The 25,713-nt window shown below is 39.7% G+C and carries 30 protein-coding genes; 23 read left to right on the forward strand and 7 right to left on the reverse strand.

Annotated features, from left to right (window positions below; all coding sequences use genetic code 11):
- Nucleotides 1-6 precede the first annotated feature (6 nt).
- From ABVM50_RS04550 to ABVM50_RS04635, 18 genes are all read left to right on the forward strand, one after another.
- On the forward strand, nucleotides 7-405 hold the full coding sequence (locus tag ABVM50_RS04550) for a polymer-forming cytoskeletal protein (protein WP_405200165.1): 399 nt from the start codon (nucleotides 7-9) through the stop codon (nucleotides 403-405).
- Entirely contained in the window at nucleotides 386-601 is a 216-nt protein-coding gene (locus ABVM50_RS04555) for an AtpZ/AtpI family protein (protein ID WP_141876453.1), read from the forward strand. Before ABVM50_RS04550 ends, ABVM50_RS04555 begins: the two co-directional genes overlap by 20 nt.
- Nucleotides 601-984 (forward strand): hypothetical protein, encoded by a 384-nt coding sequence (locus tag ABVM50_RS04560; RefSeq protein WP_141876454.1) that lies wholly within the window; start codon nucleotides 601-603, stop codon nucleotides 982-984. The genes ABVM50_RS04555 and ABVM50_RS04560 overlap by 1 nt, the downstream gene beginning before the upstream one ends.
- 133 nt (nucleotides 985-1,117) lie before the next feature.
- Nucleotides 1,118-2,218, forward strand: coding sequence for a F0F1 ATP synthase subunit A (gene atpB, locus ABVM50_RS04565; RefSeq protein ID WP_405200166.1), 1,101 nt, complete (start codon nucleotides 1,118-1,120; stop codon nucleotides 2,216-2,218).
- Nucleotides 2,219-2,242: 24 nt separating this feature from the next.
- Entirely contained in the window at nucleotides 2,243-2,473 is a 231-nt protein-coding gene (atpE, locus tag ABVM50_RS04570; protein WP_026913619.1) for an ATP synthase F0 subunit C, read from the forward strand.
- A gap of 88 nt (nucleotides 2,474-2,561) precedes the next feature.
- Nucleotides 2,562-3,056, forward strand: coding sequence for a F0F1 ATP synthase subunit B (locus ABVM50_RS04575; protein WP_026913618.1), 495 nt, complete (start codon nucleotides 2,562-2,564; stop codon nucleotides 3,054-3,056).
- Between the two features lie 3 nt (nucleotides 3,057-3,059).
- Nucleotides 3,060-3,614, forward strand: a complete 555-nt coding sequence (gene atpH, locus ABVM50_RS04580; protein WP_405200167.1) for an ATP synthase F1 subunit delta — start codon at nucleotides 3,060-3,062, stop codon at nucleotides 3,612-3,614.
- A 45-nt stretch (nucleotides 3,615-3,659) separates the two neighbouring features.
- Complete coding sequence (gene atpA / locus ABVM50_RS04585) at nucleotides 3,660-5,240, forward strand: F0F1 ATP synthase subunit alpha (protein WP_405200168.1); 1,581 nt, start codon at nucleotides 3,660-3,662, stop codon at nucleotides 5,238-5,240.
- 118 nt (nucleotides 5,241-5,358) lie between these two features.
- On the forward strand, nucleotides 5,359-6,219 hold the full coding sequence (gene atpG, locus ABVM50_RS04590) for an ATP synthase F1 subunit gamma (RefSeq protein WP_405200169.1): 861 nt from the start codon (nucleotides 5,359-5,361) through the stop codon (nucleotides 6,217-6,219).
- A gap of 97 nt (nucleotides 6,220-6,316) precedes the next feature.
- Nucleotides 6,317-6,763 (forward strand): hypothetical protein, encoded by a 447-nt coding sequence (locus ABVM50_RS04595; RefSeq protein ID WP_405200170.1) that lies wholly within the window; start codon nucleotides 6,317-6,319, stop codon nucleotides 6,761-6,763.
- A 55-nt stretch (nucleotides 6,764-6,818) separates the two neighbouring features.
- Nucleotides 6,819-8,270, forward strand: coding sequence for an oligosaccharide flippase family protein (locus ABVM50_RS04600; RefSeq protein ID WP_405200171.1), 1,452 nt, complete (start codon nucleotides 6,819-6,821; stop codon nucleotides 8,268-8,270).
- Between the two features lie 3 nt (nucleotides 8,271-8,273).
- Nucleotides 8,274-8,708: a dUTP diphosphatase gene (dut, locus tag ABVM50_RS04605; RefSeq protein WP_405200172.1), complete on the forward strand. Its 435-nt coding sequence runs from the start codon at nucleotides 8,274-8,276 to the stop codon at nucleotides 8,706-8,708.
- 33 nt (nucleotides 8,709-8,741) lie between these two features.
- The gene (locus ABVM50_RS04610) at nucleotides 8,742-9,752 is read left to right on the forward strand and encodes a sugar nucleotidyltransferase (protein WP_141876462.1); all 1,011 of its coding nucleotides are present in this window, start codon (nucleotides 8,742-8,744) and stop codon (nucleotides 9,750-9,752) included.
- 5 nt (nucleotides 9,753-9,757) lie between these two features.
- Entirely contained in the window at nucleotides 9,758-11,122 is a 1,365-nt protein-coding gene (locus ABVM50_RS04615) for a tetratricopeptide repeat protein (protein WP_405200173.1), read from the forward strand.
- Nucleotides 11,122-11,892: a DUF4292 domain-containing protein gene (locus ABVM50_RS04620; protein WP_405200174.1), complete on the forward strand. Its 771-nt coding sequence runs from the start codon at nucleotides 11,122-11,124 to the stop codon at nucleotides 11,890-11,892. The genes ABVM50_RS04615 and ABVM50_RS04620 overlap by 1 nt, the downstream gene beginning before the upstream one ends.
- Nucleotides 11,889-13,112, forward strand: coding sequence for a murein hydrolase activator EnvC family protein (locus ABVM50_RS04625; RefSeq protein WP_405200175.1), 1,224 nt, complete (start codon nucleotides 11,889-11,891; stop codon nucleotides 13,110-13,112). The genes ABVM50_RS04620 and ABVM50_RS04625 overlap by 4 nt, the downstream gene beginning before the upstream one ends.
- A gap of 52 nt (nucleotides 13,113-13,164) precedes the next feature.
- Nucleotides 13,165-13,866 carry a hypothetical protein gene (locus tag ABVM50_RS04630; protein ID WP_405200176.1) on the forward strand — a complete coding sequence of 234 codons (702 nt, stop codon included), beginning with the start codon at nucleotides 13,165-13,167 and terminating at the stop codon, nucleotides 13,864-13,866.
- On the forward strand, nucleotides 13,850-14,470 hold the full coding sequence (locus ABVM50_RS04635; RefSeq protein WP_405200177.1) for a hypothetical protein: 621 nt from the start codon (nucleotides 13,850-13,852) through the stop codon (nucleotides 14,468-14,470). The genes ABVM50_RS04630 and ABVM50_RS04635 overlap by 17 nt, the downstream gene beginning before the upstream one ends.
- Here ABVM50_RS04635 and ABVM50_RS04640 read toward each other — a convergent pair.
- Nucleotides 14,467-14,982 (reverse strand): acyl-CoA thioesterase, encoded by a 516-nt coding sequence (locus ABVM50_RS04640; RefSeq protein ID WP_141876468.1) that lies wholly within the window; start codon nucleotides 14,980-14,982, stop codon nucleotides 14,467-14,469. The two genes, ABVM50_RS04635 and ABVM50_RS04640, sit on opposite strands and share 4 nt — an antisense overlap.
- A 61-nt stretch (nucleotides 14,983-15,043) precedes the next feature.
- The gene (locus ABVM50_RS04645) at nucleotides 15,044-15,973 is read right to left on the reverse strand and encodes an SPOR domain-containing protein (RefSeq protein ID WP_405200178.1); all 930 of its coding nucleotides are present in this window, start codon (nucleotides 15,971-15,973) and stop codon (nucleotides 15,044-15,046) included.
- 99 nt (nucleotides 15,974-16,072) lie between these two features.
- Here ABVM50_RS04645 and dprA point away from each other — a divergent pair, with 99 nt between their 5' ends.
- Nucleotides 16,073-17,176 carry a DNA-processing protein DprA gene (gene dprA, locus ABVM50_RS04650; RefSeq protein ID WP_405200179.1) on the forward strand — a complete coding sequence of 368 codons (1,104 nt, stop codon included), beginning with the start codon at nucleotides 16,073-16,075 and terminating at the stop codon, nucleotides 17,174-17,176.
- Between the two features lie 2 nt (nucleotides 17,177-17,178).
- Here the strand turns inward: dprA and trpS are convergent, their stop codons facing one another.
- The gene (gene trpS, locus ABVM50_RS04655) at nucleotides 17,179-18,147 is read right to left on the reverse strand and encodes a tryptophan--tRNA ligase (RefSeq protein WP_405200180.1); all 969 of its coding nucleotides are present in this window, start codon (nucleotides 18,145-18,147) and stop codon (nucleotides 17,179-17,181) included.
- A 73-nt stretch (nucleotides 18,148-18,220) separates the two neighbouring features.
- On the opposite strand from trpS, the gene ABVM50_RS04660 reads away from it, so the two are divergent.
- Nucleotides 18,221-18,964 (forward strand): lysophospholipid acyltransferase family protein, encoded by a 744-nt coding sequence (locus ABVM50_RS04660; protein ID WP_405200181.1) that lies wholly within the window; start codon nucleotides 18,221-18,223, stop codon nucleotides 18,962-18,964.
- Here the strand turns inward: ABVM50_RS04660 and ABVM50_RS04665 are convergent.
- The 4 genes from ABVM50_RS04665 to recA form a co-directional block, all read right to left on the reverse strand.
- On the reverse strand, nucleotides 18,961-20,520 hold the full coding sequence (locus ABVM50_RS04665) for an outer membrane protein (RefSeq protein ID WP_405200182.1): 1,560 nt from the start codon (nucleotides 20,518-20,520) through the stop codon (nucleotides 18,961-18,963). The two genes, ABVM50_RS04660 and ABVM50_RS04665, sit on opposite strands and share 4 nt — an antisense overlap.
- Nucleotides 20,517-21,059: an RNA polymerase sigma factor gene (locus ABVM50_RS04670; protein ID WP_405200183.1), complete on the reverse strand. Its 543-nt coding sequence runs from the start codon at nucleotides 21,057-21,059 to the stop codon at nucleotides 20,517-20,519. The genes ABVM50_RS04665 and ABVM50_RS04670 overlap by 4 nt, the downstream gene beginning before the upstream one ends.
- Nucleotides 21,060-21,080: 21 nt before the next feature.
- Complete coding sequence (locus tag ABVM50_RS04675; protein WP_405200184.1) at nucleotides 21,081-21,515, reverse strand: hypothetical protein; 435 nt, start codon at nucleotides 21,513-21,515, stop codon at nucleotides 21,081-21,083.
- 84 nt (nucleotides 21,516-21,599) lie between these two features.
- The gene (gene recA / locus ABVM50_RS04680; RefSeq protein ID WP_405200185.1) at nucleotides 21,600-22,616 is read right to left on the reverse strand and encodes a recombinase RecA; all 1,017 of its coding nucleotides are present in this window, start codon (nucleotides 22,614-22,616) and stop codon (nucleotides 21,600-21,602) included.
- Nucleotides 22,617-22,815: 199 nt separating this feature from the next.
- Here recA and ABVM50_RS04685 point away from each other — a divergent pair, with 199 nt between their 5' ends.
- The 3 genes from ABVM50_RS04685 to ABVM50_RS04695 all read left to right on the forward strand — a co-directional run bounded on the left by ABVM50_RS04685 (nucleotide 22,816) and on the right by ABVM50_RS04695 (nucleotide 25,703).
- Complete coding sequence (locus tag ABVM50_RS04685; RefSeq protein ID WP_405200186.1) at nucleotides 22,816-23,847, forward strand: rhodanese-related sulfurtransferase; 1,032 nt, start codon at nucleotides 22,816-22,818, stop codon at nucleotides 23,845-23,847.
- A gap of 205 nt (nucleotides 23,848-24,052) precedes the next feature.
- Entirely contained in the window at nucleotides 24,053-25,228 is a 1,176-nt protein-coding gene (locus ABVM50_RS04690) for a stage 0 sporulation family protein (protein ID WP_405200187.1), read from the forward strand.
- The gene (locus tag ABVM50_RS04695; RefSeq protein WP_405200188.1) at nucleotides 25,221-25,703 is read left to right on the forward strand and encodes a gliding motility lipoprotein GldH; all 483 of its coding nucleotides are present in this window, start codon (nucleotides 25,221-25,223) and stop codon (nucleotides 25,701-25,703) included. Before ABVM50_RS04690 ends, ABVM50_RS04695 begins: the two co-directional genes overlap by 8 nt.
- Nucleotides 25,704-25,713 lie beyond the last annotated feature (10 nt).

The following is a 25,713-nucleotide window of genomic DNA, read 5'->3' on the forward strand; positions in this document are numbered from 1 at the left end:
ACTAACATGTTTTCAGATTCCAAAAAGTCCAGAAGCTCGGCAGATCAGCGCGAGCAAAATCGTATTGCAGCAGGAACATTCATAACTGGGGAGATCTCTGGTAAGGGATGCTTCAGAATAGAAGGCACGCTGGAAGGTAGTCTTAAAACTCCTGGAAAGGTTGTAATAAGTAAAGGCGGAGTAATAAACGGTACGCTGGAATGTGATAGCGCAGATATTGAAGGAAACTTTAATGGCAAGTTGCTGGTAAAAGACGTACTTAGTCTTCGCGGAACGGCTCATATTGAGGGAGAAGTGATCGCCGGTAAACTCGCGGTAGAGACAGGAGCAGTATTTAATGCTACCTGTGAAATGAATGGAGGTATAAAACCTCTCAAAACTAAAAATGAAAAACGATCAGCGTAACAAGTATCTCGGTTTTATTAATATAGCCTTCCAAATGGGTCTTCTCATAGCTGCCGGAGTTTTCGCAGGCATCTGGCTTGACGGCAAGTTTCCGAACAAATTTTCTGTATATACAATTTCTCTATCTCTGGCTGGGGTGTTTATCTCACTTTACCTCGTTTACAGAGAGGTCAAAAATCTGAACGAAGACGAGTAATGCAACAAAAGATCTTAGTTTTTCTCAAAGTATTTATTCCTTTTTTTATCATCTGCCTGCTAATACAGTTTGCATTGGTAAACTACCTGTTCCAGCCTGAACTTTATTATTCCACATTTGCGATCTACGCTTTCCAGTTCATTGCAACACTCATTGTATACATTTTACTGGTCCTTGTACAGCAAAACTTTAGCGATAAAACTGGTTTTGCCTTTATGGGTTGCGGCCTTTTCAAGATGCTCGCTGCAGTTTTGTTTTTGCTTCCTATGATGCTGAATGGCACGCTTAATCCATTTCAGAGCTTAATCGCATTTTTTATACCTTATTTTATCTTTCTGGTTTTTGAAACTATTTACGCGGTAAAGCTTATTAATCTGAAATAAACTGCTGACTTTCAGTAAAATCATAAAATGGAAGGATAGGCAAAAAAAATATAACTGCTTCTTTCAGATAAAAATTAAAAGTATACCTTTGCACGGAAATTTAGAGCCCACAATTTTAAGTAGATCAGGTAGTATGATAGCACAGAAATCTTTAGTGATTAGCTTGTACTTTACATTGGCCTTAGCCATTTTCCCAGCCTTTACCTTTGCTCAGGAGCACGGAGAGGAGCATTCCGATCTTCGGGAAGCTGAAGAAGAGTTTAACGCAACAGAGATGATTTTGCATCATATCGGTGATTCTCACGGTTGGCATTTCTTTGGTTCCGGAGACAATTCGTATACATTGCCTTTACCGGTAATTCTTTATACGGAAAACGGTCTGGTAACTTTTATGTCCAGTGAATTTCATCATGACTCTGAAGGTCATCATGTAGTCGAAAAGGATGGAATGCGTTTCGTGAATGTTCATGAAGATATTTACAGACTGAATGATGGTGCTACCGCTGTGGAACTTGATGCCGAGGAACACCCGGTAAACGCTTCGAAGCCATGGGATCTATCTATTACGAAGAACGTAGCTGCTATGTTCTTGACAGTAATCTTGATGCTATTGTTTTTCACTAGCCTTGCCAGACATCACAAAAAGAATGCACACGCGCCAAAAGGTTTCAATAATATTCTTGAAACACTTGTGATCTTTGTTAGAGACGATATTGCGATTCCACAATTAGGAGAAAAGAGATACATGAAATTCATGCCTTTCTTATTATCAGTATTCTTTTTTATCTGGATCACCAACTTACTTGGTCTTTTACCTGGAGCTGCAAACGTTACTGGTAACATTGCTGTAACTGTTTCACTTGGTTTATTTACACTTGCCCTGATTTTAATCAACGGTAATAAGGATTTCTGGAAGCACACATTGTGGATGCCTGGAGTTCCTACTTTCGTAAAACCAATTCTTGCAGTTGTTGAACTTGCAGGGGTTTTTATTAAGCCTATCGCACTTATGATTCGTTTATTCGCGAACATTACTGCTGGTCACATTATTATACTGAGTTTGATCGGGCTGATCTTTATCCTGGAAAATGCAGGCATCGCCGGAGTTTCGGTTCCATTTGCCTTATTTATAACAGTACTGGAATTGTTAGTAGCATTCCTACAAGCGTTTATTTTTACAATGCTGTCTGCCCTGTTTATCGGGATGGCAGTTGAGGAACATGAACATCATTAATTTTAATTATTTAATTCTATTATTATGGAGTATTTACACATTGGACTTGCAGCTTTAGGAGCTGGTCTTGCAGTTGTTGGAGCCGCTATCGGTGTTGGTAAAATTGGTGGTTCTGCCATGGATGCTATCGCACGTCAGCCAGAGGCTGCTGGAAAAATCCAGACTGCTATGATTATTGCTGCTGCACTTGTAGAAGGTGTTGCACTTTTTGGAGTGGTAGCTGCTTTGCTAGGGGTACTTACTGTACCGGCATAGTCCTGAATTTAAAAAGATCTGTTCGTAACGGTTGGTTGCGAACAGATCTTAATTAATGATTACTTAAGAACATTTTATTTAGTTATATATGGATTTAATCACTCCCGATTTTGGCTTGTTTTTCTGGCAAACGATCGTCTTTTTGGTGCTTTTGTTTCTTATGGCAAAATTCGCCTGGAGACCTATCCTTAATTCTGTAAGAGACAGGGAACAGTCTATCAACGACGCGTTGGCTTCAGCTGAAAATGCTCGTAAGGAAATGCAGAATCTTAAATCTGATAATGAGCAATTGATGAAAGAAGCTCGTGCAGAAAGAGATGCTATCCTTAAAGAAGCACGTGAGTTGAAAGAAAAAACGATCGCTTCAGCAGCTGAAGAAGCGAAGCTTAAGGCAGACAGAATTGTTGCAGATGCTCAAAAGAGTATCGAACTTGAAAAACAATCTGCTCTTGCTGAACTTAAAAATCAGGTTGCAGAGCTTTCAGTAGAAATTGCTGAGAAAGTTGTGCGTAAAGAATTATCAAGTAAGAACGAACAACGCCAGATGATCGAGAAGATGCTGAGCGATGCTAAGTTAAACTAAGATATGAAAGGGAACAGAGCCGCACAACGTTACGCAAAAGCGATCCTTTCACTGGCAAAGGATAAGAATTCGGCGGAAGCTGTAAACAGTGATATGCAAACCATATCTGCTACTGTAAAGAACAGTGGTGATCTGGAGAACATGCTCACAAGTCCGGTAGTTAGAAAAAGCATTAAAAAGAATGCGCTGCTTGAGATCTTTAAGGGTCTTAATGGTGTAACTGTTGGTGCTATGGATATGCTACTTGACAATGATCGTATCAATATCTTGCACATTGTTGCAAAGCAGTATACGATGATGTTCAATGCTATGAACAATATTCAGCATGCAAAAGTAACCACGGCTATTCCGTTGGATGCTGAGCTAGAAACAATTATCATGGCGAAGGTTAAAGAACTTACTGGCAACGATGCGATCCTGGAGAATGTGATCGATGAGAGCATTATTGGAGGTTTTGTTCTTAGAGTTGGCGACTTGCAATACGATGCAAGTGTAGCCAGAAACCTGGACAGACTTAAGAGACAATTAAAAGACAACACATACGTTTCAAAAATTTAATTAAAACAGGTGCGCCTGGTGCGTACCATTTTATCTTGAATAATTATGGCAGAAGTAAATCCTGCTGAAGTATCAGCAATATTAAAACGACAATTATCAGGTTTTGAATCCAAGGCATCTCTTGATGAAGTAGGTACCGTTCTAACCGTTGGTGACGGTATTGCGAACATCTACGGACTTGCAAACGCTCAATACGGAGAACTTGTTCAGTTCGAGAGTGGATTGGAAGGAATCGTTCTAAACCTTGAGGAAGATAATGTTGGGGTAGTACTTTTAGGTCCTGCAAAAGAGATCAAAGAAGGTTCTACAGTAAAAAGAACTCAGCGAATTGCTTCTATCAATGTAGGTGAAGGTATTGTTGGCCGTGTGGTTGATACTCTTGGAGCTCCAATTGATGGAAAAGGTCTAATTGAAGGTGAGACTTTCGAAATGCCTCTTGAGCGTAAAGCTCCGGGAGTAATTTATCGTCAGCCTGTAACTGAACCATTGCAAACTGGTATTAAATCTATCGATGCTATGGTACCGGTAGGAAGAGGACAGCGTGAGCTTGTGATTGGTGACCGTCAAACAGGTAAGACTGTGGTGGCTATTGATACCATTCTTAACCAGAAAGAATTTTACGATGCCGGTGAACCGGTATTCTGTATATACGTAGCAATCGGGCAGAAAGCTTCTACCGTTGCTGCAATTGCTAAGACACTTGAAGATAAAGGTGCGTTGGCTTATACCACTATTGTTGCTGCAAATGCATCAGATCCTGCTCCAATGCAGGTGTATGCTCCATTTGCTGGTGCAGCGATTGGTGAATATTTTAGAGATACAGGTCGTCCTGCATTGATCGTTTATGATGATCTTTCCAAGCAGGCAGTTGCTTACCGTGAGGTTTCTCTTTTACTTCGTCGTCCACCGGGACGTGAAGCATATCCTGGGGATGTATTCTTCCTTCACTCAAGACTTCTTGAGCGTGCAGCGAAGGTGATCGCCGATGATGATATCGCGAAGCAAATGAACGATCTTCCAGATAGCTTGAAAGACAAGGTAAAAGGAGGCGGATCTTTAACTGCACTTCCAATTATCGAAACTCAGGCGGGTGACGTTTCAGCATATATTCCAACCAACGTAATTTCGATTACAGATGGTCAGATTTTCTTAACATCAGATCTATTTAACTCGGGTGTACGTCCTGCTATTGATGTGGGTATTTCTGTATCTCGTGTGGGTGGTAACGCTCAGATCAAGTCGATGAAAAAGGTTGCAGGTACATTGAAACTTGACCAGGCTCAGTATCGTGAACTTGAAGCATTTGCTAAGTTTGGATCAGACCTTGATGCATCAACCATGAGTGTGATTTCTAAAGGTAAACGTAACGTGGAGATCCTAAAGCAGGGACAAAACGATCCTTACCCGGTAGAAAACCAGATCGCGATCATCTACGCTGGTTCTAAGAACTTACTTAGAGATGTACCGGTAGAGAAAGTGAAAGAATTTGAATTAGAATATCTGGATTACCTGAATTCTAAGCATAGAGATACTCTGGATACTCTTAAAGCAGGAAAACTTACAGATGAAGTAACAGATACTTTGACTAAGGCTGCTAAAGAGCTTTCAGGGAAATACAAGAAATAGTATTGAGTACATAGATTGAAGATTTTAGATCTTTAATTGAAGTATTTACAATTCAAAATTATATAGGTATTGAGTAGTTTCTAACATCTAACTACTCAATACTCAATACTAAAACAAAATGGCAAACTTAAAAGAATTACGTAGCAGGATTACTTCGGTTTCCTCAACGATGCAGATCACCAGCGCCATGAAAATGGTATCGGCTGCTAAGTTGAGCAAGGCTCAGGATGCAATTACATCTATGAGGCCTTATGCTGAAAAATTAACGCAATTGCTACAGGATTTAAGTGCTACTCTGGATGATGATGCGAACAGCAAATTTGCTGAGGAGCGTGAGGTAAAAAGAGTACTAATCGTAGCTATATCTTCTAATAAAGGTCTGGCCGGTGCTTTTAATACCAATATCATCAAAAAGGTAAAAAGTAAGGTTGCTGCAGACTATCAAAATACAGAAGTAGAACTTCTAACTCTTGGAAAAAAGGGTAACGATATTCTGAAGAAAACCTTAGAGGTTTACAAGAACGATAATGCGATCTTCGATGATCTTTCTTTCGAGAACGTTTCTGCAATTGCTGAAGAGCTTATGCAGGTTTTCGTTGATGGGAAATTCGACAAGATCGAGCTTGTTTATAACCAGTTTAAGAATGCTGGAACTCAGGTTGTGATGGATGAACAGTTCCTGCCAATCGAAAGGTTTGAAACCGAATCTGAAAAGCAACTTGACTATATTTTCGAACCATCGAAAATTGAGATCGTTAAAGATCTTATTCCAAAGTCTTTAAAAATGCAACTTTTTAAGGCTCTTAGAGACTCTTTTGCTTCTGAACATGGCGCACGTATGACTGCGATGCACAAAGCGACAGATAACGCTAAAGAACTTAGAGATGACCTTAAATTATCTTATAACAAAGCAAGACAGGCTTCCATTACCAATGAGATCCTTGAGATCGTTGGTGGAGCTGAAGCTTTAAACGGATAAGCTTATTAAATATACCTTGAAATGCTCTCCAAATGGAGGGCATTTTTTGTTTGGTACAGCTTTTGTTTTTATATCTTCAACTTTAAAAATCAACATTATGAAAAAATCACTACTAATGATAACCGGAATTCTGGTATTGAGCATTTTTGCTTCGTGTGGCAGCAATAAAGATCTTCAGGAAAGAGCACCTGCCCAATTTGCTGATGTTTATTATACTTATACTTCAGAAGGTATACAGCTTAATATACCTGTTTCAGTAATTCAGGAGGAACGTGTAGATCTACAAGCCGTTTATTTCCATGGTATGAAGTCGCCGCTTGTTAAGAGCGAAGAGAATTCCAATATCTACATTGCCAACTTTAGAGTAGGTGGAGGAGATATGGTGATGGATGTAGACCCTAAAAAGGAATACGGTAACAAAATGCCACAAATGCCTGAAGAGAGTCCGTTTAAAATCGATCAGGACGAAGCCATTCTGGTATTTGGACAGGATGAGAAAACCAAATTCTATAAGCTTACTGGAATTGTGGAAAAGGAAGAGTAGCCAGAGCGGTTTTGTTATTTAAATTCAGATATTTGTAGCAAACCAACCGGCTCCTTTGAGTACTATAAAAAATCTCTTTAAGCAAACTTTCGTTTACGGCCTGGCTACTGTCTTGCCAAGGATGGTAAGTTTTCTTTTAGTTCCCTTATATACCGATATTTTACCGAAAGAAGAGTATGGTGAAATATCGGTTATTTTTGCTTATTTCGTTTTGATCAATGTCATACTTGCCTATGGTATGGAAACTGCATTTTTCAGATTTTATAATAAGAGCGAAAATCCTAATAGTGTTTTAAGTACCTCTGGATGGTCATTGGTGATTACTTCACTTCTGTTTACGGTAGTAGCTTATCTTGCCCGCGATCTTATTGTAGAGGTTACCAATATACCTCTAAAATATATAGAACTTGCGATCTGGATACTGCTTCTGGACGCCCTGGTAATTATCCCGTTTGCCTGGTTGCGTGCTGCGGAAAAACCAATGCGATACGCAATCATCAAGATCTTCAATGTTGCTGTAAATCTGGGTCTGAATGTTTTTTTCCTGATTTACCTGAAGGATCTGGCAGAAGAACATAGCTTCTTCCGAAGTATTTATGTAGAGGATTTTAAGATCAGTTATGTGTTTATATCCAACCTTGTAGCAAGCGGACTTACGCTTTTGCTCATGATGCCTTTTTACTTCAGAATTTCATTCACTTTCGATTCGGTACTCTGGCGTAAGATGCTTTCTTATGGATTCCCAATTTTGATCGCGGGAATTGCCTTCTCAGTAAATGAAGTTTTTGATAGAATTCTGCTAGACCGGCTATTACCACAGGATATCGCCCGTGAACAAATTGGAGCGTATTCGGCCTGTTATAAGCTTGCCATGTTCATGACTTTATTTGCAACCGCATTTAGATTGGGAATAGAGCCTTTCTTTTTCAGCCATTCCGGAGAAGAGAATGCTACTACAACGTATGCCCGTATCACCAACTACTTTGTCATTCTGGGAAGCTTGATCCTGCTGGGCGTGATCGTTTTTGCCGATCTTTTAAAGATATTGATCATTAAAGATTCAGCTTACTGGGAGGCTATGGAAATCGTACCACTAATTTTACTGGCGAACCTGTTTCTTGGTATCTACCACAATCTTTCAGTTTGGTACAAGGTAACAGACCGCACGAAATTTGGAGGCTATATTTCTCTGGCTGGAGCTTCCGTGACCATAGCTCTAAACCTATACCTTATTCCGAAGATAGGTTATACCGGTTCTGCCATCGCAACACTTGCCGCTTATGGTTTAATGATGATACTCTCTTATTACTACGGAAGAAAATATTATAAGGTTCCTTACGATATGACTCGAATAGGAGCTTACCTTCTGGTATCCATTACTTTCTCAATAATCTCATTTTACTTTTTCCGGGGAAATTATTTCGTGGGAATCCCTTTATTATTGATATTTATGGGTGTCATTTACTATTTTGAAAAAGACCAGATTTTAAGAATCATACAATCCTAAGACATGGAAGTAAAAGTTATCAATAAGTCGGCACACAAGTTGCCGCATTATGAAACCGATTTTTCTGCAGGAATGGATCTTCGAGCCAATATTGCTGAGCCTATAATGCTGAAACCTTTAGAAAGAACCATTGTAAAAACAGGACTTTTTATTGAACTTCCTTTGGGTTTTGAAGCCCAGGTAAGACCAAGAAGTGGTCTTGCGGCGAAGAAAGGGATTACGGTTCTCAATGCTCCAGGAACAATCGATGCCGATTATAGAGGTGAAATTGGTGTCATCCTTGTAAATTTGTCCAATGAGGCTTTTGAGATCAAGAATGGAGAGCGTATTGCTCAAATGGTCATCGCTAAACACGAACAGATCTCCTGGGAAGAGGTAGACATTCTTGGAGAAACTTCCCGTGGCGCAGGAGGTTTTGGAAGCACTGGAAATAACTAGCCCATATTTAAAGATTAATTAAAAAGCTATAAAATGAAAATTATTGTACCAATGGCAGGTCGTGGTTCACGACTTCGTCCACATACGTTAACTGTACCAAAACCTTTAATTCCTATCGCAGGAAAACCAATCGTTCATCGACTGGTAGAAGATATTGCGAAGGTTCTTGATGAGAAGATCGACGAAGTTGCATTTATCATTGGAGAAGATTTTGGAGAAAAGGTGGAGGAAGATCTTAAAAAGATCGCCGAAAGTCTTGGCGCCAAAGGAACGATTTATTACCAGGATAAGCCATTAGGAACCGGTCACGCGATCATGTGTGCCAAGGAATCTCTTAGTGGTCCTGCAGTGGTTGCTTATGCCGATACACTCTTCAAAGCCGACTTTAATCTTGACAAATCTGCAGATGCGGTTATGTGGGTGAAGAAAGTTGAGAATCCATCAGCTTACGGTGTGGTGAAGCTGAATGACAATAACGAGATCACAGATCTTGTCGAAAAACCTGAGGAATTTGTTTCAGATCTTGCTGTTATTGGAATATACTATTTCAAAGACGTGGCAGTTTTAAAAGACGAACTTCAGAATGTTCTGGATGCAAAGCTAACCCGTGGTGGTGAGTACCAGATCAACGATGGTATTGAGGCGATGCGTAAAAACGGACTTCGTTTTGTTCCAGGAAAAGTAGATGAATGGATGGACTGTGGAAACAAAAATGTCACCGTGGAAACCAATGGTAGAATGCTGAATTTCCTTCATCAGGATGGAGAGAAATTAATGGCAGACTCTGTAAAGATCAAAGATTCTGAAATTACCGAACCTTGTTATATTGGTGAAAACGTCGAATTGATCAATGCTAAAATTGGACCTAATGTATCTATTGGGGATGGAACCAAAATTGAAAACAGTACTATAAAGAACAGTCTTATCCAGACCTTTGCTGAAGTAAAAAATGCAAAACTAGATAACGCAATGATTGGAAACTTTGCAAGATTTGACGGTGAGTTCACTCAGATCAGCATCGGTGATTACTCCGTTTTAGAATAACTTTTATGCGTACATCCGGGAGCCTACTTCTTATGTTATGGTTTATACTTTCTGTGCAGGCACAGGATGATAAACGTCCATTTGAAGATGTGAACCAGGATGATCTCGGTCTTGTGAATGATGAGTTTCAGGAACTGTTCTTTGAAGCCCTCAAGCAAAAAGGCATCGAGAATTATGAAAAAGCGATCGTAGCACTGCGTAAAGCTTCAGAAATTTCTGAAGACAACGCGGTGCTTTATTTTGAACTTGGCAAGAATTATCGGGAACTTCAGCAATTTCCGGCAGCTATTGAAAATTTTCAGAAGGCTACAGCATTAGAACCCAAACGAGAAGCTATACTTGTTTCACTTTTTGAAACTTATGCCGCTACTCGTGATTTTGACAGTGCAATTTCCACAGTGCAGAAGCTTATCAGTTTTGATTCTGACTATAAGGAGGACCTAGCTAATTTGTATTTGCTCAATGAAGATTACGAGAATGCATTACAACTTATTGATCAACTGGATCAGGACTTAGGTGCAAATTCCTATCGAAACTCGTTACGCCGGCAGATCTATGCCCGGACAAATAATACCGATGCTCAAATTCAGAATTTAAGGCAAAGTATCGCTACTAACCCAGAGCAGGAAAAAAATTACCTCAATCTTATTTACATGTATAGCGAGCAGGGAGAGGATGAAGAAGCCTATAATGTTGCCAATCAACTTCTGGAAAGCAATCCCGGTTCTTCTCTGGCTCATCTTGCACTATATAAATTTCAGCTAGAAAAACAGGAGCCTGAAGCTGCTATTGCTTCCATGGAAATAGTATTTGAAAGTGAAGAAATCGATGCAGAGTCAAAATTCAAGGTTCTCAATGACTTCCTGATATTTGTCCAGGAGAATCCTGCATATGAAGACCGGCTGATAGAAGTTGCTCAAAAACTTACTCAAATCGAGAATGCACCGGGTCTGTATGAAAAACTGGGACAATTTTATCTTCAAAAAGCTGATCTGGAAAATGCACTTCGATATTTTCAACTGGGAATAAAGAAGAATTCTTCCAACTTTGAACTTACCAGGAATACACTATTGTTGCAAATTGATCTTCAGAAATATGAAGACGTTAGAGAATTGAGCGCCCAGGCGTTGGAAAACTTTCCTTCTCAACCTGTTTTATACCTATTTCAGGGGGTTGCACTTAATAAGCTTGAAAAATTCGAGCAGGCAGAAAGCAGTTTGAAAGATGGCCTGGATTACCTGGTCGATGATATTAGAATGGAAGCCGATTTCTATGCCCAGCTTTCCTTTAGCTACAATGGTATGAATAATGCAGGATTGGCGAATGAATACCGCGCTAAGGCGGAGCAATTACTTAAAGAAATAAATTGATGATTAGAAGAATAGTAGCACTGGTATTTATGGCGGTATTTATAGCTTCCTGCGGAAGTTCCCGTCGTGCCGGAAAGATCGTTACAAAGAACACAGAAGCTGTTTCTATTATTAAAAAGCATTATGCTGAAGAAGCTAATTATAAGACCGCTTCCGGGAAATTAAGAGCAGTATACCAGGATGATGAAAAAACGCAATCTGTAAACCTTAGTTTTAGAATGGAAAAGGACAAGGCGATCTGGATGAGTGCGAGTATTCTCGGTTTTCCTGTGGCTAAAGTCTACATCACACCAAATAGTGTGAGCTATTATGAAAAAGTAACTCAGAGTTATTTCGATGGAGACTTCAGATTAGTTAGTGACTTCCTTGGAACTCCGCTGGATTTTCAAAAGCTTCAGAATTTGCTGATTGGACAGGCTATCTATGACCTTCGTACGGAAGAATATGATTTTACGCAATCTCCAAGAGGGTTTCAGTTCGTTCAGGAAGAAGAAGCTGATATGAAAAAAATGTTCCTGCTGGATAGTCGCACTTTAAAAGCAGCGGCTCAGCAACTGGCGCAGGTTTCAGAAAACAGAAGTCTTACGGTTACCTATTCAGATTACCAGGTGGTAGATGGTATTGTTTTTCCTGAAGAGATTCGTATTATCGCCAATGAAGGAGGAAGCAGCACTAACATTGAAATTACTTACAGAAGCATCAGTTTCAATGAGGAAGTTAGTTTTCCTTTCGACATCCCATCCGGTTACGAAGAAATAAGCTTGAAATGATTAGAATGAAGGCTTCAAATGTATTGATTATGCTACTGCTTTGCATAGGTGGTATGCAGGTTAGCTATGCTCAAACAGATCGTGAAGAACTGGAAAAAAGGCGTATTCAGCTTAGAAATGAGATCACCAGGATCAATGAGCTTAGAATTTCCAACCAGAAGAAGCAACGCTCGGTGCTTGTACAGGTGGAAGATCTTGGACAGCAAATCAAAAGCACCGAAGATCTTATAAAACTGACCAACCAGCAGGCGAATTTGCTCACAAGGGAAATCACTACGAATACGAATAAAATTGGAGCGCTTAGAAAGGAGCTGGAACAGCTTAAGGAAGATTATGCCCGAATGATCGAGAAAAGCTATAAGAGCAAGTCTCAGCAAAGCAGGGTGATGTTCTTGTTGTCTTCTCAGAACTTTCTGCAGGCGTATAAGCGAATTCAGTATATGAAACAGTATACCAATTATCGTAAACAGCAAGGAGAGGAGATCAAAGCTAATACGATAGAATTGCAACAATTGAATTCCAGACTGGTACAGCAAAAAGAAGAAAAACAGAAACTAATTGCTGAAAATAGAAAAACCAGGGCTCAGTTAGAACAAAACAGAAAGTCTCAGCAAGAACTTGTTTCCACGATCAAAAAACGTGAAGGTGAATTTGCGAGTCAGTTGAAAAGCAAACAGAGCGAGATGGATGAAATCGACAGGGCAATCGATCGAATGATTCGCGAATCCATTGCCAAGGCGAATAAAGAGAGTGGTTCGAGTTCGAGAAGCACCTATGAACTTACCCCGGAAGCAAAAGCACTGGCGACTGATTTCAACAATAACAAAGGGAAATTACCATGGCCGGTAAAATCTGGTGTGGTGACGATGAAATTTGGAAAACAGCCGCATCCTGTAGTAAGTTCGGTAATGGTAAATAATAATGGCGTACGTATAGATACTGATAAAGGTGGAAAGGCGCGTGCTGTTTTTAATGGAACCGTTAGTGAAGTGCAGGCAGTTAAAGGTGCGAACAAAGCGGTCATGGTTAGACACGGTGATTTTATCACGATCTATAATAACCTTGAAAATGTTTTTGTCAAAAAGGGCGACGCGGTAAGCACAGAACAGGAGATAGGAGAGATCGCTACCAGCAAAACTACTGGTAAAACAACCCTGCATTTCCTATTGTATAAAAATGATCAGAAAATGGATCCCGCAGGATGGATCTATAGAATGTAATTTCAACGCAACCTTATGGGTTCGAAAGCATCTAGTGAATAGAATCTAACCTATGAATTCAGTAAAATCTGTTTATACGTGTGCGTTGATAGTGCTTTTGCTACTATTAGTGCAGGCATGTACACCTGTTTCCATAGAAAATAACAAACGCATTCTGGTACAGGGAAAATTTGTAAATCCTGAAGGTTTTGCTTTACAGGGAATCCGAGTAAGTACAACAACAGATATCAATGGTTTTTTAAGCCGGGGTCAGGGCACACTTTCTGAAGCTTTAAGCGATGAAAACGGCGATGTCTCTATGGTCTCACTGGATGTCGACCCGGGAATTTTATGTCTGAATATTACAAATACATCGAATGATCGAAGACTGCAAAGTTTTACAGTTTGTGATTCGTCGTTGAGCAGAAAGGAAACCTTGTTGGATCTCGGTGAATTTGTGCTGAAAGAGATCATAGAAACGAGCATAATCATTCGGCATAATTCAGATGTTTATTATACGTTGAGATCTGAAGCATCTTCAGTGCGAATTGGTATTGAAGACTGGAATGAACTAAGCTTTTACGATGATTTAAACCTGGCTTCGAAATACACAACCTGGGAATCCTTTCTGGATTCTGAAAATCAGGTTGATACTTTAAGAGTTACCACCACTAATAATTCTACAGTCTATTTAAAATTACAAAGTGTTCAGGAAGAATATACTTATGAATTTGAGGTGAACGAAATTGATGCAAGCTATGAGATCGATCTTTAGGCTCGTGATAGTGCTGGTTTTTTGTTCTACTGTTTCATTGAAAGCACAGGAGCAGGACAGCACAAAATTTTCTCCGCATCATTTTAATCGTATACAGCTGGACGCGGAACTAAGCTTATTTACTGCAATAGGAGATAACTTTTTAAAGGATGCTTATGACCTCAAAACCGGCACCGGCCTTACTGCCGACTTTTATCTAAATAGGAACTGGTACGTAGGAACTCGATTTTTGAATATAAATACACAGATAGTCAAGCCAGATAACATTGGCGACATCAAGAAGACAAAAATCTTTACGTTCGGTATTCAGGGCGCTTATGTTTATGAATTTACCGAGCGTCTATACCTGGATCTAATTGCCGGAATTGGTTCTACCGGCTATTACCATGATTCAAAATTTGGTACGAACTTTAGAGATTCAGCCATCAGTATTTGGGGTGGACCAAAAATCAGTTATCGTATCAATAATTTCTTCGGAATATTCCTGGGAAGTGAATTTAGAAGAGATTTTATGAATATTGAAGTCAGCGAACAGCTGGACGACTACTTTGGCAACGCGAACTTATTGAGTATAAGAGCAGGGGTGAGGTTTATCACGCACTAATCTTTGTCGAAAAGAGCCTTAAGTTCAGTAGCATCACTAGGTTTCATTTTACCAGCAAGTACAAGACTCAATTGCTTTCTACGCAAAGCAGCGGCAAATCTTTCTTTTTCAAGATCGGTTTCCGGTTCTAGCTGTGGGATTTGAATTGGAGTTCCGGTTTCGTCTACCGCTACAAAAGTATAAATTGCTTCATTTGCTTTTGTTCTGCGACCACTTTCACGGTCTTCCACCCAAACATCTATAAAGATCTCCATGGAACTCTTAAAAGCTCTTGAAACAGCAGCCTCAACTGTTACAACACTTCCTAAAGGAATCGCTTTATTAAAAGCTACGTGATTGACTGAAGCAGTTACTACGATCCTACGACTATGACGTCTGGCAGCAATACTGGCTGCACGATCCATTCTTGCCAGTAGTTCACCCCCAAAAAGATTGTTCAGCGGATTCGTTTCACTGGGTAAAACAAGATCTGTAAGTGTAGTACGAGATTCATTAGGTGATTTAGCCTCCATGTAAGATTTTTTGCAAAAATAGGGAGGTTAGCGGTAATTTCGCAGTTAACGAACTATTAAATTACAGTTCCTGAACCAATAACCAGGCTGCATCATTCGTTTTCTTAACCGCATAAAGTTTATTGATCGCCTCCCTTCTGGTTTGATGACTGGAATAAACTACCTGGTGAAGGCCATATTTATTAGCTCCTAGTAATCGGGCTTTGAAACCTTCTGCTCTAAGTTCATCAACTTTGGTTTGTGCGTTTTCTTCAACTCTAAATGCTCCTGCAACAACATGATAGTTTCCAGATTGTTTTTCAACTTCGAAAGTAACCGCTGGTAGTGGGTTATCTATTACAAAGGTTGCCTGTTGTATTTGTTCCTGAAGCTGAGTTTCTGCCTCCTGCTGTTCAGCAATATTATGCTTGGTAATCTGGCTGCTGTAGATATTAAGCCCGGCAAAACTTGAAATTCCAAGTGCGATAAGACCAATAGCGGCATATTTCCAGATAGATGATCTCTTGCTTTCAGAAGTGAAAGTAATAGGAGCTTTTTCCTCAAGTTCTGATACCTGTTGTTTGTAAACCTCTCTGTTAACCGGCAAGGCTTTGTAAGTGTCCAGACCAAAGGACTGGGTGAGAAAGTTTATATTCGTAACAGGTTCGAATTGCAGTTTATCTTCACTATCCAGGTAAAGCTCTCCAATATTCTCAAGCCTGGCTTTAGAAGCATTTTGTAACGAAGATTCCAGGTCGTACACATACTCCTGGATCATATTATTTGCAGTCTGATATTTCACATTCTCAACCTCAGCAATATAATTCGCAAGTAGCCCATCGTTTTTGATAAGCTGCCTATTAAATGAGATCACCTTCTTTGGAGGAAAGAACTCATTGGAATTTTCATCGATAAAAGCTGATTGCTTCTGGGCCAGAAAGGCACCAAAACCGGGAAGAACTACACATTCGTAACGGTAAAGCAGGTCCTGTATGTAATTGGAAATATTCATCGAGTGCAAAAATATAGGTTAAAGACAGTTAGTTAAAGTTACCTAAACAATTTTTATTAACAAATGTTTTTTTCTGTAAATTTCGTCAAATTATCCTAAATGGAACCTGATCAACTTTTGTACACCCTGGCGCTGCAACATGTTCCAAATCTGGGAGATAGCACAGCTAAAAAATTAATAAGACATTTTGGTTCTGCGGAAAATGTTTTCAAAGAAAAAAAGTCAAGTTTACTGAAAATTGATGGTGTAGGGAAGACCAGGATCAGTGAAATAGAGAATTCCATTCATCTGAAGGAAGCTGAAAAGGAACTTGATTTTATCCAGAAGAATAAGATTAGTGTAAGCTATTTTAAAGAGGATAGCTATCCTGAAAAGCTCAAACATTGCCAGGATTCACCCCTGTTACTATTTAGCCGTGGTGCTATAGACCTTAGCAGGAAGAGAATCCTTAGTATAGTTGGAACTCGCCAGATCAGTTCACATGGAATCTCCTTTTGCGAACAGCTTATAGAGGATCTCGCACCTTTGGAGCCGATCATTATCTCAGGATTTGCATACGGAACCGATATTACGGCTCATAAAGCAGCCATCAGAAGTAATTTACAAACCTTAGCCTGCCTGGCTCACGGATTAAACCAGATCTATCCCAAAGCTCATAAAAAGTATATGACCGAAATGGAGGAAAACGGAGGCTTTTTTACCGACTTCTGGAGTACCGATACTTTTGATCGTAACAATTTCCTGAAAAGAAACCGGATCATTGCTGGCTTGAGCGAAGCTACCGTAGTCATCGAAAGTGCAGAAAAGGGAGGAGCATTAGTCACGGCCGATATTGCCAATTCCTATGATAGAGAGGTTTTTGCTGTTCCGGGTAGACCGGGGGACAAGTCAAGTATTGGTTGTAATGAACTAATTAAAAGTCAGAATGCGAGAGTGCTCACTTCCGCAGCAGATATTGCATATATGCTTAATTGGCGGAATAATGAACATGATCTCAAACCAGTTCAGAAGAAATTATTCATTGATCTTGGAGCAGAAGAGCAGCTCTTGTATGACCAATTGCAGCTTCAAGGAAAAACTGAATTGGATCTGCTGGCACTTCAGTGTAAAATACCGACTTTTAAAACGGCGTCGTTATTATTGAGTATGGAATTGAAGGGAGCGGTGAGACCACTCCCCGGTAAATTATTTGAAATCGCTTAGGCTTAGTAACCTAGTTTGGTTCTAACTTTAGCCAGAACTTCATTCGCTACATTTTTCGCTTTTTCAGCTCCAATTGATAGCGCTTTGTCTACTTCTTCCAGATTATTGATATAGTATTCGTACTTCTCACGTGGTTCAGCGAATTTATCCCGAACAAGTTCGAACAATGCCTGTTTGGCGTGACCGTAACCATAGCCACCTGCTTCGTAGTTCTTCCTCATTTCAGCTAATTGCTCTTCAGAAGCCATTATTTTATAAAGCGCAAACACATTACAGGTATCAGGATCTTTTGGCTCTTCCAGCGGAGTACTGTCAGTTGCAATTCCCATGATCTGCTTTCTTAGCTTCTTATCGGTCTGGAAAATATTGATCGTATTTTCTTTCGATTTGCTCATTTTCGCACCATCAGTTCCTGGAATATACATGGTTTCTTCCTGCACATTACCTTCAGGAATTACAAATACATTGCCCATTTTTGCATGGAAACGGGAAGCAACATCACGGGTCATTTCGATATGCTGTAATTGATCTTTCCCAACCGGAACAATTTCAGCATCATAAAGAAGAATATCGGCTGCCATAAGCATAGGATAGGTAAATAAACCACTGTTCACATCTTCAAGACGATCTGCCTTATCCTTAAAAGAATGTGCAAGGGTTAGTCTCTGGAATGGAAAGAAACAACTTAGATACCAGGAAAGTTCAGCAACCTGCGGGATATCAGACTGGCGATAAAATACACTTCTCTCAATATCAAGTCCACAGGCAAGCCAGGTCGCTGCTACAGAATAAGTGTTTTGACGTAGCGTCTCAGCATCTTTGATCTGGGTAAGGGAATGCAGGTCTGCAATAAAAATAAAGGAATCATTTTTAGGATCATTCGCCATATTGATGGCGGGCATGATGGCACCTAGTAAATTTCCCAAATGTGGGGTTCCTGTACTCTGTACTCCTGTAAGTATTCTTGACATGGACTTTTCGAATTTTCCTGCAAAGGTAAATTTTTTATAGAACTCCTTCCGTTCATTTTACTACTTTTGACGCATGCGATACATCAAAATGGCAGGCATCCTTTTATGGAGAATCTGGTTCTATATTCTCCTCATCGTACCTATCGTTATAATGCTTCCCGTTTTGATCGTTTTTACCACTTCTGAAAAGTTTTATCCTCAGTATTTCGTTTGCTCCCGTATATGGGCGAAATGTATCCTCTACGGAATGGGTTTCTGGGTTAAAGTTAAAGCTGAAGAAATTCCTGAAAAGCACAAGAGTTATATGCTGGTGGCGAATCATACCAGTATGCTTGATATTATGCAGATGCTGGTCATTATGAAGCAACCCTTCGTTTTTATTGGAAAAAAGGAACTGAGTAAAATCCCCGTTTTCGGATTTTTCTATAAACGAACCTGTATCCTGGTGGATCGGAAGAACCAGCAAAGCAGGAAAGCTGCATTTCTGGAAGCACAAAGAAGATTAAAACAAGGAAATTCAATCTGTATATTTCCTGAAGGCGGAGTGCCAGATGATCATTCGGTCGTGCTGGATCAATTTAAAGAAGGAGCTTTTAGACTGGCCATTGAACACCAGATTCCAATCGTTCCCATTACATTTCACGATTCCAAAAGAAGATTTTCATATAGGTTCCTGTCGGGTAGTCCCGGGAAGTTAAGAGTCAAGATCCATCATTTTATCCCTACCCGTGGCCTTGAAATGACTAATAGAAAGGAAATTAAGAACTCGACCTTCAATATTATTCATGATGAGCTGGTAGATCCTTCGGTTTATTAGAAAGTATAGCTAATCCCCGAGTAAACCCCGAAATTAACTGGACGCACATTATCAACATTATTAAAAGTGTTGACCTGGTATTTCATCATTGGTTCTACGCTTAGGCTTATCTTATCGCTAATTTCGTAATCCACTCCAATCCCAACATTCGTACTAAAACTTGTTTTATTAATATTAGAAGCTGTCCCAAGTTTGGTTCTGGACTCAGCTGTTACTAGATCTACACTGTTCTGGTCAAGGAAAAGTCCGCTTGCACCACCAATGAGATTTAGTCCAAAGCGTTCGTCAACCAAAGCATATTCCACTTCCAGGGGAACTTCGATAAATCCAAATTGTTGATTGATCTCTCCGGGAGTGAAAACAGTTGGAGAAATAATACTCCCGTTGCTACCATCACTATTGTCGCCAAAATTTGGTAGACCACTATCATCAGGAGATTCAACTCTAATTTCGATGTTATCTTCTGTAGAATTTATATTTCCAAAACCTGGATTCATTGCCGTTGGGCTATAAGAAACATTGGCAATGTTCTGACTCATATTCACTTTGCTGATTCCAGTTCTAATCTTGACATTTTTCGCGATATCATAAGCTAGCTTCACACCGTACGAGAAAGTCACTTCGGCACTGGTTGAATTGTTTGAAAACTGGTTGGACAGTTCATTTCCATCTCCAAGGTTCGCATATAAAACGGGTGCGGCAAAAGTTGACAGGCGAAGATTTTTCTGGTTTTCATCATCTTCCACTTCTGAATTTTCTTCGGAAGTTTTTCCAGCTAATAACTCTTCAAGTTGGTTTAAAGAAGTATCTTGTAAAAGAGCAGTACCTAACAGTTCATCTGAAAGTACAGGATTTCTTTTATTCCAGTAGTTTTCGAATATACTTTCAATTACATTTCTCTTCTCTGCATCATCGGTCGAAGCTATCGCTTCATTTCTGGCAGAAGTTGTAGCCGAAGTAGGATACTTATTATTTAAATCATTTTCTTCTGAATTTTTATGATCAGCATTTTCCTGATGAGCATAACGGGAATCTTCTTTTGACTTTCGATTGGTCTGGGATTCGTTTCTTCCAGAAGCATTCAGATCTTTTTTATCTTCAGATTTGGTATTGCTTTTTTGATTAGCAATAGCTGCATTTGAACTGCTTGCTTGTTCAGAATTATTTTTATTTTCTTGATCCTTTTTGACAGCGGCTTCAGATTGTTCTTTTTCATTGATCTTGTCCTTATTCGCAATTCTTTCTTCTGAAGTAGATTCCTGATCAACATTTTCATCTTTTTCTGCTCCCGTTTCAACCGACTCGTTTACAAATCCAGGTTCTGAAACTTCCGTAGTAGAAAGATTCATTATCCAGATTCCCGTGGCTACTAATGCTAGAATTGCAGCTGCAGCACTAAATTTAAGCCACAGTGGAATTACCGGCTTTTTAGCAACCGGTGGTGTCCCGGCATCCAGTCGTGCCGATATTTGCTCCCAGTTTCTAGGAGAAGGTTCTTTCTCGAAGTCCTTGAACTTCTCCTGAAAGATCCTGTCTATGTTCTTTTTCTCTTTCATGATGATTTCACCGCTTTTGAGTTCTGTACCGATTCAATTTTCTCCTTTAGAGAAGTTCTGGCTCGGGCCAGGTTTGATTTCGAAGTTCCCTCAGTGATACTTAATAAATCTGAAATTTCCTTATGAGAATAGCCATCCAGCACATAAAGGTTGAACACCTGTCTGTATCTATCTGGTAATTCCTGTACACATTGTAAGAGGAAGTCAACGGAAATATTATCCGTTTCAACTTCTATTTCATCTTCCTGCAGATCCTCTTCGTTGGTGATGCCGTAAACTTTCTGCTGTCTGTGTTTTTGAAGGGAGGTATTGATAAGGATACGTTTCATCCAACCTTCAAATGATCCTTTATCTTGAAACTGACCAATTTTTTCGAAAATGGTTACAAACCCATCCTGTAAATTATCTTCTGCCTGTTGACGGCTGCCCGAATATTTCAGACATATTCCGAATAACTTAGGAGAATAGAGCTTGTAAAGCTCTTCCTGAGCTTTCCTTTCATGTTGCTTACAACGGTAGATGAGGTCTTTAGAACCCACGAATTCATTTTAGGTTAGTACTTATAACTGCTCCATTACAACAGGGATGGTGACTTCCTCATATATCGCTTCATCTCCTTCCTGTCCCTTCCAGAATCTAAAAGTGTAATCTCTTTCTTCGTCGATGGTCACTACAAACTTTGTGCTTGAAGATGCTCCGATAACATCTCTGGTACAGGAACTATTTTCGACAACAGCGGTAACAACCGAAATGTAGATCTGGCTTCTTTCTTCTGAAGTTGTGCCTGCTCTTCGAGCGTCTAGCGCCTGAAAGTTATTACAATCTGATGGAAAGACGAAATCTACTCTTACATCGTAAGTTTTACCTAATACAAATTCGTCTGGCAGATCATGACTGGTAATACTTGCTAATTCGTAGGAGGTGATTTGGGAATCATTGTCTACTGAACAACTTATTAGCAGTAATGTCAGGGCTATTACAACCAATTTTCTCATATTCTTATTGCTTTTATAGTAGATGCAATAATTGAGAAATGGTTGCGTAGGTATCAAAAAAAATCCCCGGGAGGGGATTTTTAATTAAGCTTCTTTGGCGACCTTGATCGCTTCTTTAATTTTGACTTCCAGTTCTTCCATAAGATCCGGATTATCCTTTAATAAGGTTTTGACTGCATCACGACCCTGTCCAAGTTTGGTATCTTCATAGCTAAACCATGATCCACTTTTCTTAACGATCTCGTAATCCACACCAATATCGATGATCTCACCGATTTTAGAAACACCTTCACCGTACATGATATCGAATTCGGCAGTTTTAAATGGTGGAGCAACTTTGTTTTTCACTACTTTAACCCTGGTCTTATTACCCATTACGTTATTTGCGCTATCCTTGATCTGTGTAGATCTTCTAATGTCCAAACGAACGGAAGCGTAGAATTTAAGTGCATTACCACCAGTAGTAGTTTCCGGATTCCCGAACATTACCCCGATCTTCTCTCTTAGCTGGTTGATAAAGATCACCGTACAATTTGTTTTGCTAATAGAAGCAGTAAGTTTTCTAAGTGCCTGAGACATTAACCTCGCATGCAGTCCCATTTTAGAATCACCCATCTCACCTTCGATCTCACTCTTTGGGGTAAGTGCCGCAACGGAGTCAATTACAATGATATCGATCGCACCAGAGCGAATAAGATTATCTGTTATTTCAAGTGCCTGTTCACCGTTATCTGGTTGAGAGATGATCAGGTTATCAATATCAACATCAAGTTTTTCAGCATAAAAACGATCAAAAGCATGTTCTGCATCAATAAAAGCAGCAATACCGCCTTTTTTCTGAGCTTCAGCAATCGCATGTAAAGTAAGAGTTGTTTTACCAGAAGATTCAGGACCATAGATCTCGATCACTCTTCCTCTTGGGTATCCACCTACTCCTAAAGCAAGGTCCAATCCCAGGGAACCCGTAGAAATTGCGTCTACATCCACGACCACCTGGTCGCTCATTTTCATCACGGTACCCTTTCCATAGGTTTTATCCATTTTGTCAAGGGTAAGCTTTAAGGCTTTTAATTTCGCTTCTTTCTCTTTATCGTTGCTCATGTATATGTTTTAAAATATATCCAATTAAGGTGTGCTAAAATAATATAAGTTTTGTTGCAATACAATAAAAATGTAGCTACAATCATGGAATTATTCCAAATATTTGGATAAGCTTTGGAAATACTCTCAAATTTTCTCACCTCAGTTAAAAATGTATCTTTGCCGAAATTTTTCTTAACCCTTAAAATATTAGTATAGCATGCAACTGTACAATAAATTGAGCGCTAAGGAAAGGGAAGCACTATTAGAAGAAGCCGGTGAAGACAGGCTTACGCTCTCTTTCTATGCTTACGCAAAAATCGGAAATCCCGAACTTTTCAGAAATCATCTTTTTATAGCCTGGGACCAGATGGATGTTCTCGGTAGGATCTATGTAGCTCACGAAGGCATTAATGCCCAGCTTTCAGTTCCTGCTAAGCGATTCAATGAATTCAAGAAATTTCTGGATGAAATATACTTCCTTGAAAATGTTCGATTGAACATCGCTATAGAGCATGATATCAAGTCCTTTCTAAAACTGAAGGTGAAAGTGCGTAAGAAGATCGTAGCAGATGGTCTTAATGATGATACTTTTGATGTAACCAACAAAGGTGTTCATGTAGATGCTGCCAGGTTCAATGACCTGATCAATGATCCAAACACGGTGCTTGTAGATATGAGAAATCACTACGAGAGCGAAATTGGTCATTTTCAGGGAGCGATCACACCAGATGTGGATACCTTCCGGGATTCACTGGATATCATCGAAGAAGATCTTAAAGATCATAAGGAAGATAAGAATCTGGTGATGTACTGTACCGGTGGAATACGTTGTGAGAAGGCAAGTGCTTACTATAAACACAAAGGTTTCCAGAACGTGTATCAACTGGAAGGTGGTATTATCGAATATACCCGTCAGGTTGAAAATCAGCAACTGGAAAATAAATTTATAGGTAAGAACTTTGTCTTTGATCATCGACGTGCAGAGCGAATTTCCGAAGATGTGATCGCGCAGTGTCATCAATGCGGAAAAGCTTGTGATACGCATGTGAATTGTGCGAACGAAGCTTGTCATCTGCTATTTATTCAGTGTGAGGAATGTGCTGAAAAAATGGATAATTGTTGTTCTACAGATTGTAAAGAGATCCATGCCTTACCTTTTGAAGAACAGAAAGCATTGAGAAAAGGAAAAGGAGCCAGCAACAAGATCTTTAAAAAAGGAAGATCTGAAGTTTTGCGTTATAAGCTATAGTTTCTTCTAAATGGTGGAGCCAATTAATATTGGTATATTTACTGTTGAAAATTTTTATGAACCTCAAGGAGGTACTTTAGGGAATGCCGAATGCCCGCTATAAGGGCTGTGAAGATGAAGGAGATCCTGCACCAGAAAGCAAAGCGCTTAGACAGGATGATGTTTTACAGGCTATCTAAAGCTACGCCCTCAATATATATAACATATGGCTTGCACAAGTTGCTCGACCGGCAAAGACGGTCAGCCGAAAGGATGTAAGAACAACGGAACCTGTGGAACAGACAGTTGCAATAAACTGAGCGTTTTCGACTGGCTTTCCAATATGTCTCTTCCGGGAGGCGTGGAACCTTTTAATATCGTAGAAGTACGTTTTAAAAACGGCCGTAAACACTTCTATAGAAATACTGAAAATCTAAGTCTTAGTATTGGCGATGTAGTTGCTACGGAAGCCAGCCCGGGTCACGATGTAGGACAGATTAGTCTTACCGGTGAACTCGTTCGCGTACAGATGAAGAAGAAAAAAGTCGCACAGGATTCCGAAGAAGTTCTGAAGATCTACCGTAAAGCTTCTCAAAGAGATATCGATATCTGGCAGGAAGGAAGAGAGCGCGAGGAGAAGATCAAACAACGATCAAGACAGATCGCTATCAGGCTTAATCTAAGCATGAAAATTAGCGATATCGAGTTCCAGGGAGATGGTTCCAAAGCAACTTTTTACTACACTGCGGAAGATCGTGTGGATTTTAGACAATTAATAAAAGAGTTCGCACGGGAATTCAATACCCGTATTGAAATGAAGCAAATCGGACTCCGGCAGGAAGCGGCCAGACTTGGAGGAATTGGTTCCTGTGGTCGCGAACTTTGCTGTTCAACCTGGCTTACAGACTTTAGATCTGTTAGTACTTCAGCAGCGAGATATCAGCAATTATCCCTTAATCCTCAAAAACTTGCAGGACAATGTGGGAAATTAAAATGCTGCCTGAACTATGAATTGGATACTTATCTGGAAGCATTAAAATCTTTTCCAAAAACCGACGTTAAGTTAAAGACCAAGAAAGGTACTGCCGTATGTCAAAAAATAGACATTTTTAAAGGCGCTCTATGGTATGCTTATGAAGGAGAATGGATGAACTGGCACCAGTTGAGTCCGGAACAGGCCAATAAGATCGTAGCACTGAACAAAAAAGGTGAAGCAGCTACAAGCCTGGAAGAATATGAAACAGAAGTGATCCTGAGCGAAGAAAAAGAAAAAGGATTCAATAATTCTGGAGGTGAAGATAGTCTTACGCGTTTTGATAAACCAAAACAGCAACAAAGTAAGAAACGAAATAAGAAAAGAAAGAAACGCAAACCAAACCCTACAAAGTCTAAGAATGCGTAAAGTTTTTTGCCTATTAATTTTTGTTTCAGCGCTTACAGTTGGCTGTGATGAAAAACGGGTTTTTGACGAATACCAGGCGGTACAGCAATGGCATAAAGATTCACTGATAACTTTTGAACTGGAGGAACTGGACTCTACGAAGGTGTATGATCTTTTTATCAATGTGAGGAATAATAACCAGTACGCTTACAGTAATTTGTTTTTAATAACCGAGATCAGGTTCCCGCAGGGAAAGGTGATCAGCGATACTCTCGAGTATGAAATGGCTCAGCCAGATGGTAAATGGCTTGGGGAAGGTTTTGGAGATATCAAGGAAAGCAAACTCTGGTATAAGGAAGAGGTGAAATTTGAAGAATCGGGTAATTACAAAGTTAGCATACAACAGGCGATGCGCAAGAATGGTGATGTGGACGGTATCGAAGAACTGGAAGGAATTACCGATATAGGATTCAGAATTGAAAAGAACGACAATTAATTTTTAGCAT

The organism is Christiangramia sp. LLG6405-1 (assembly GCF_045055805.1).
GTDB lineage: Bacteria > Bacteroidota > Bacteroidia > Flavobacteriales > Flavobacteriaceae > Christiangramia.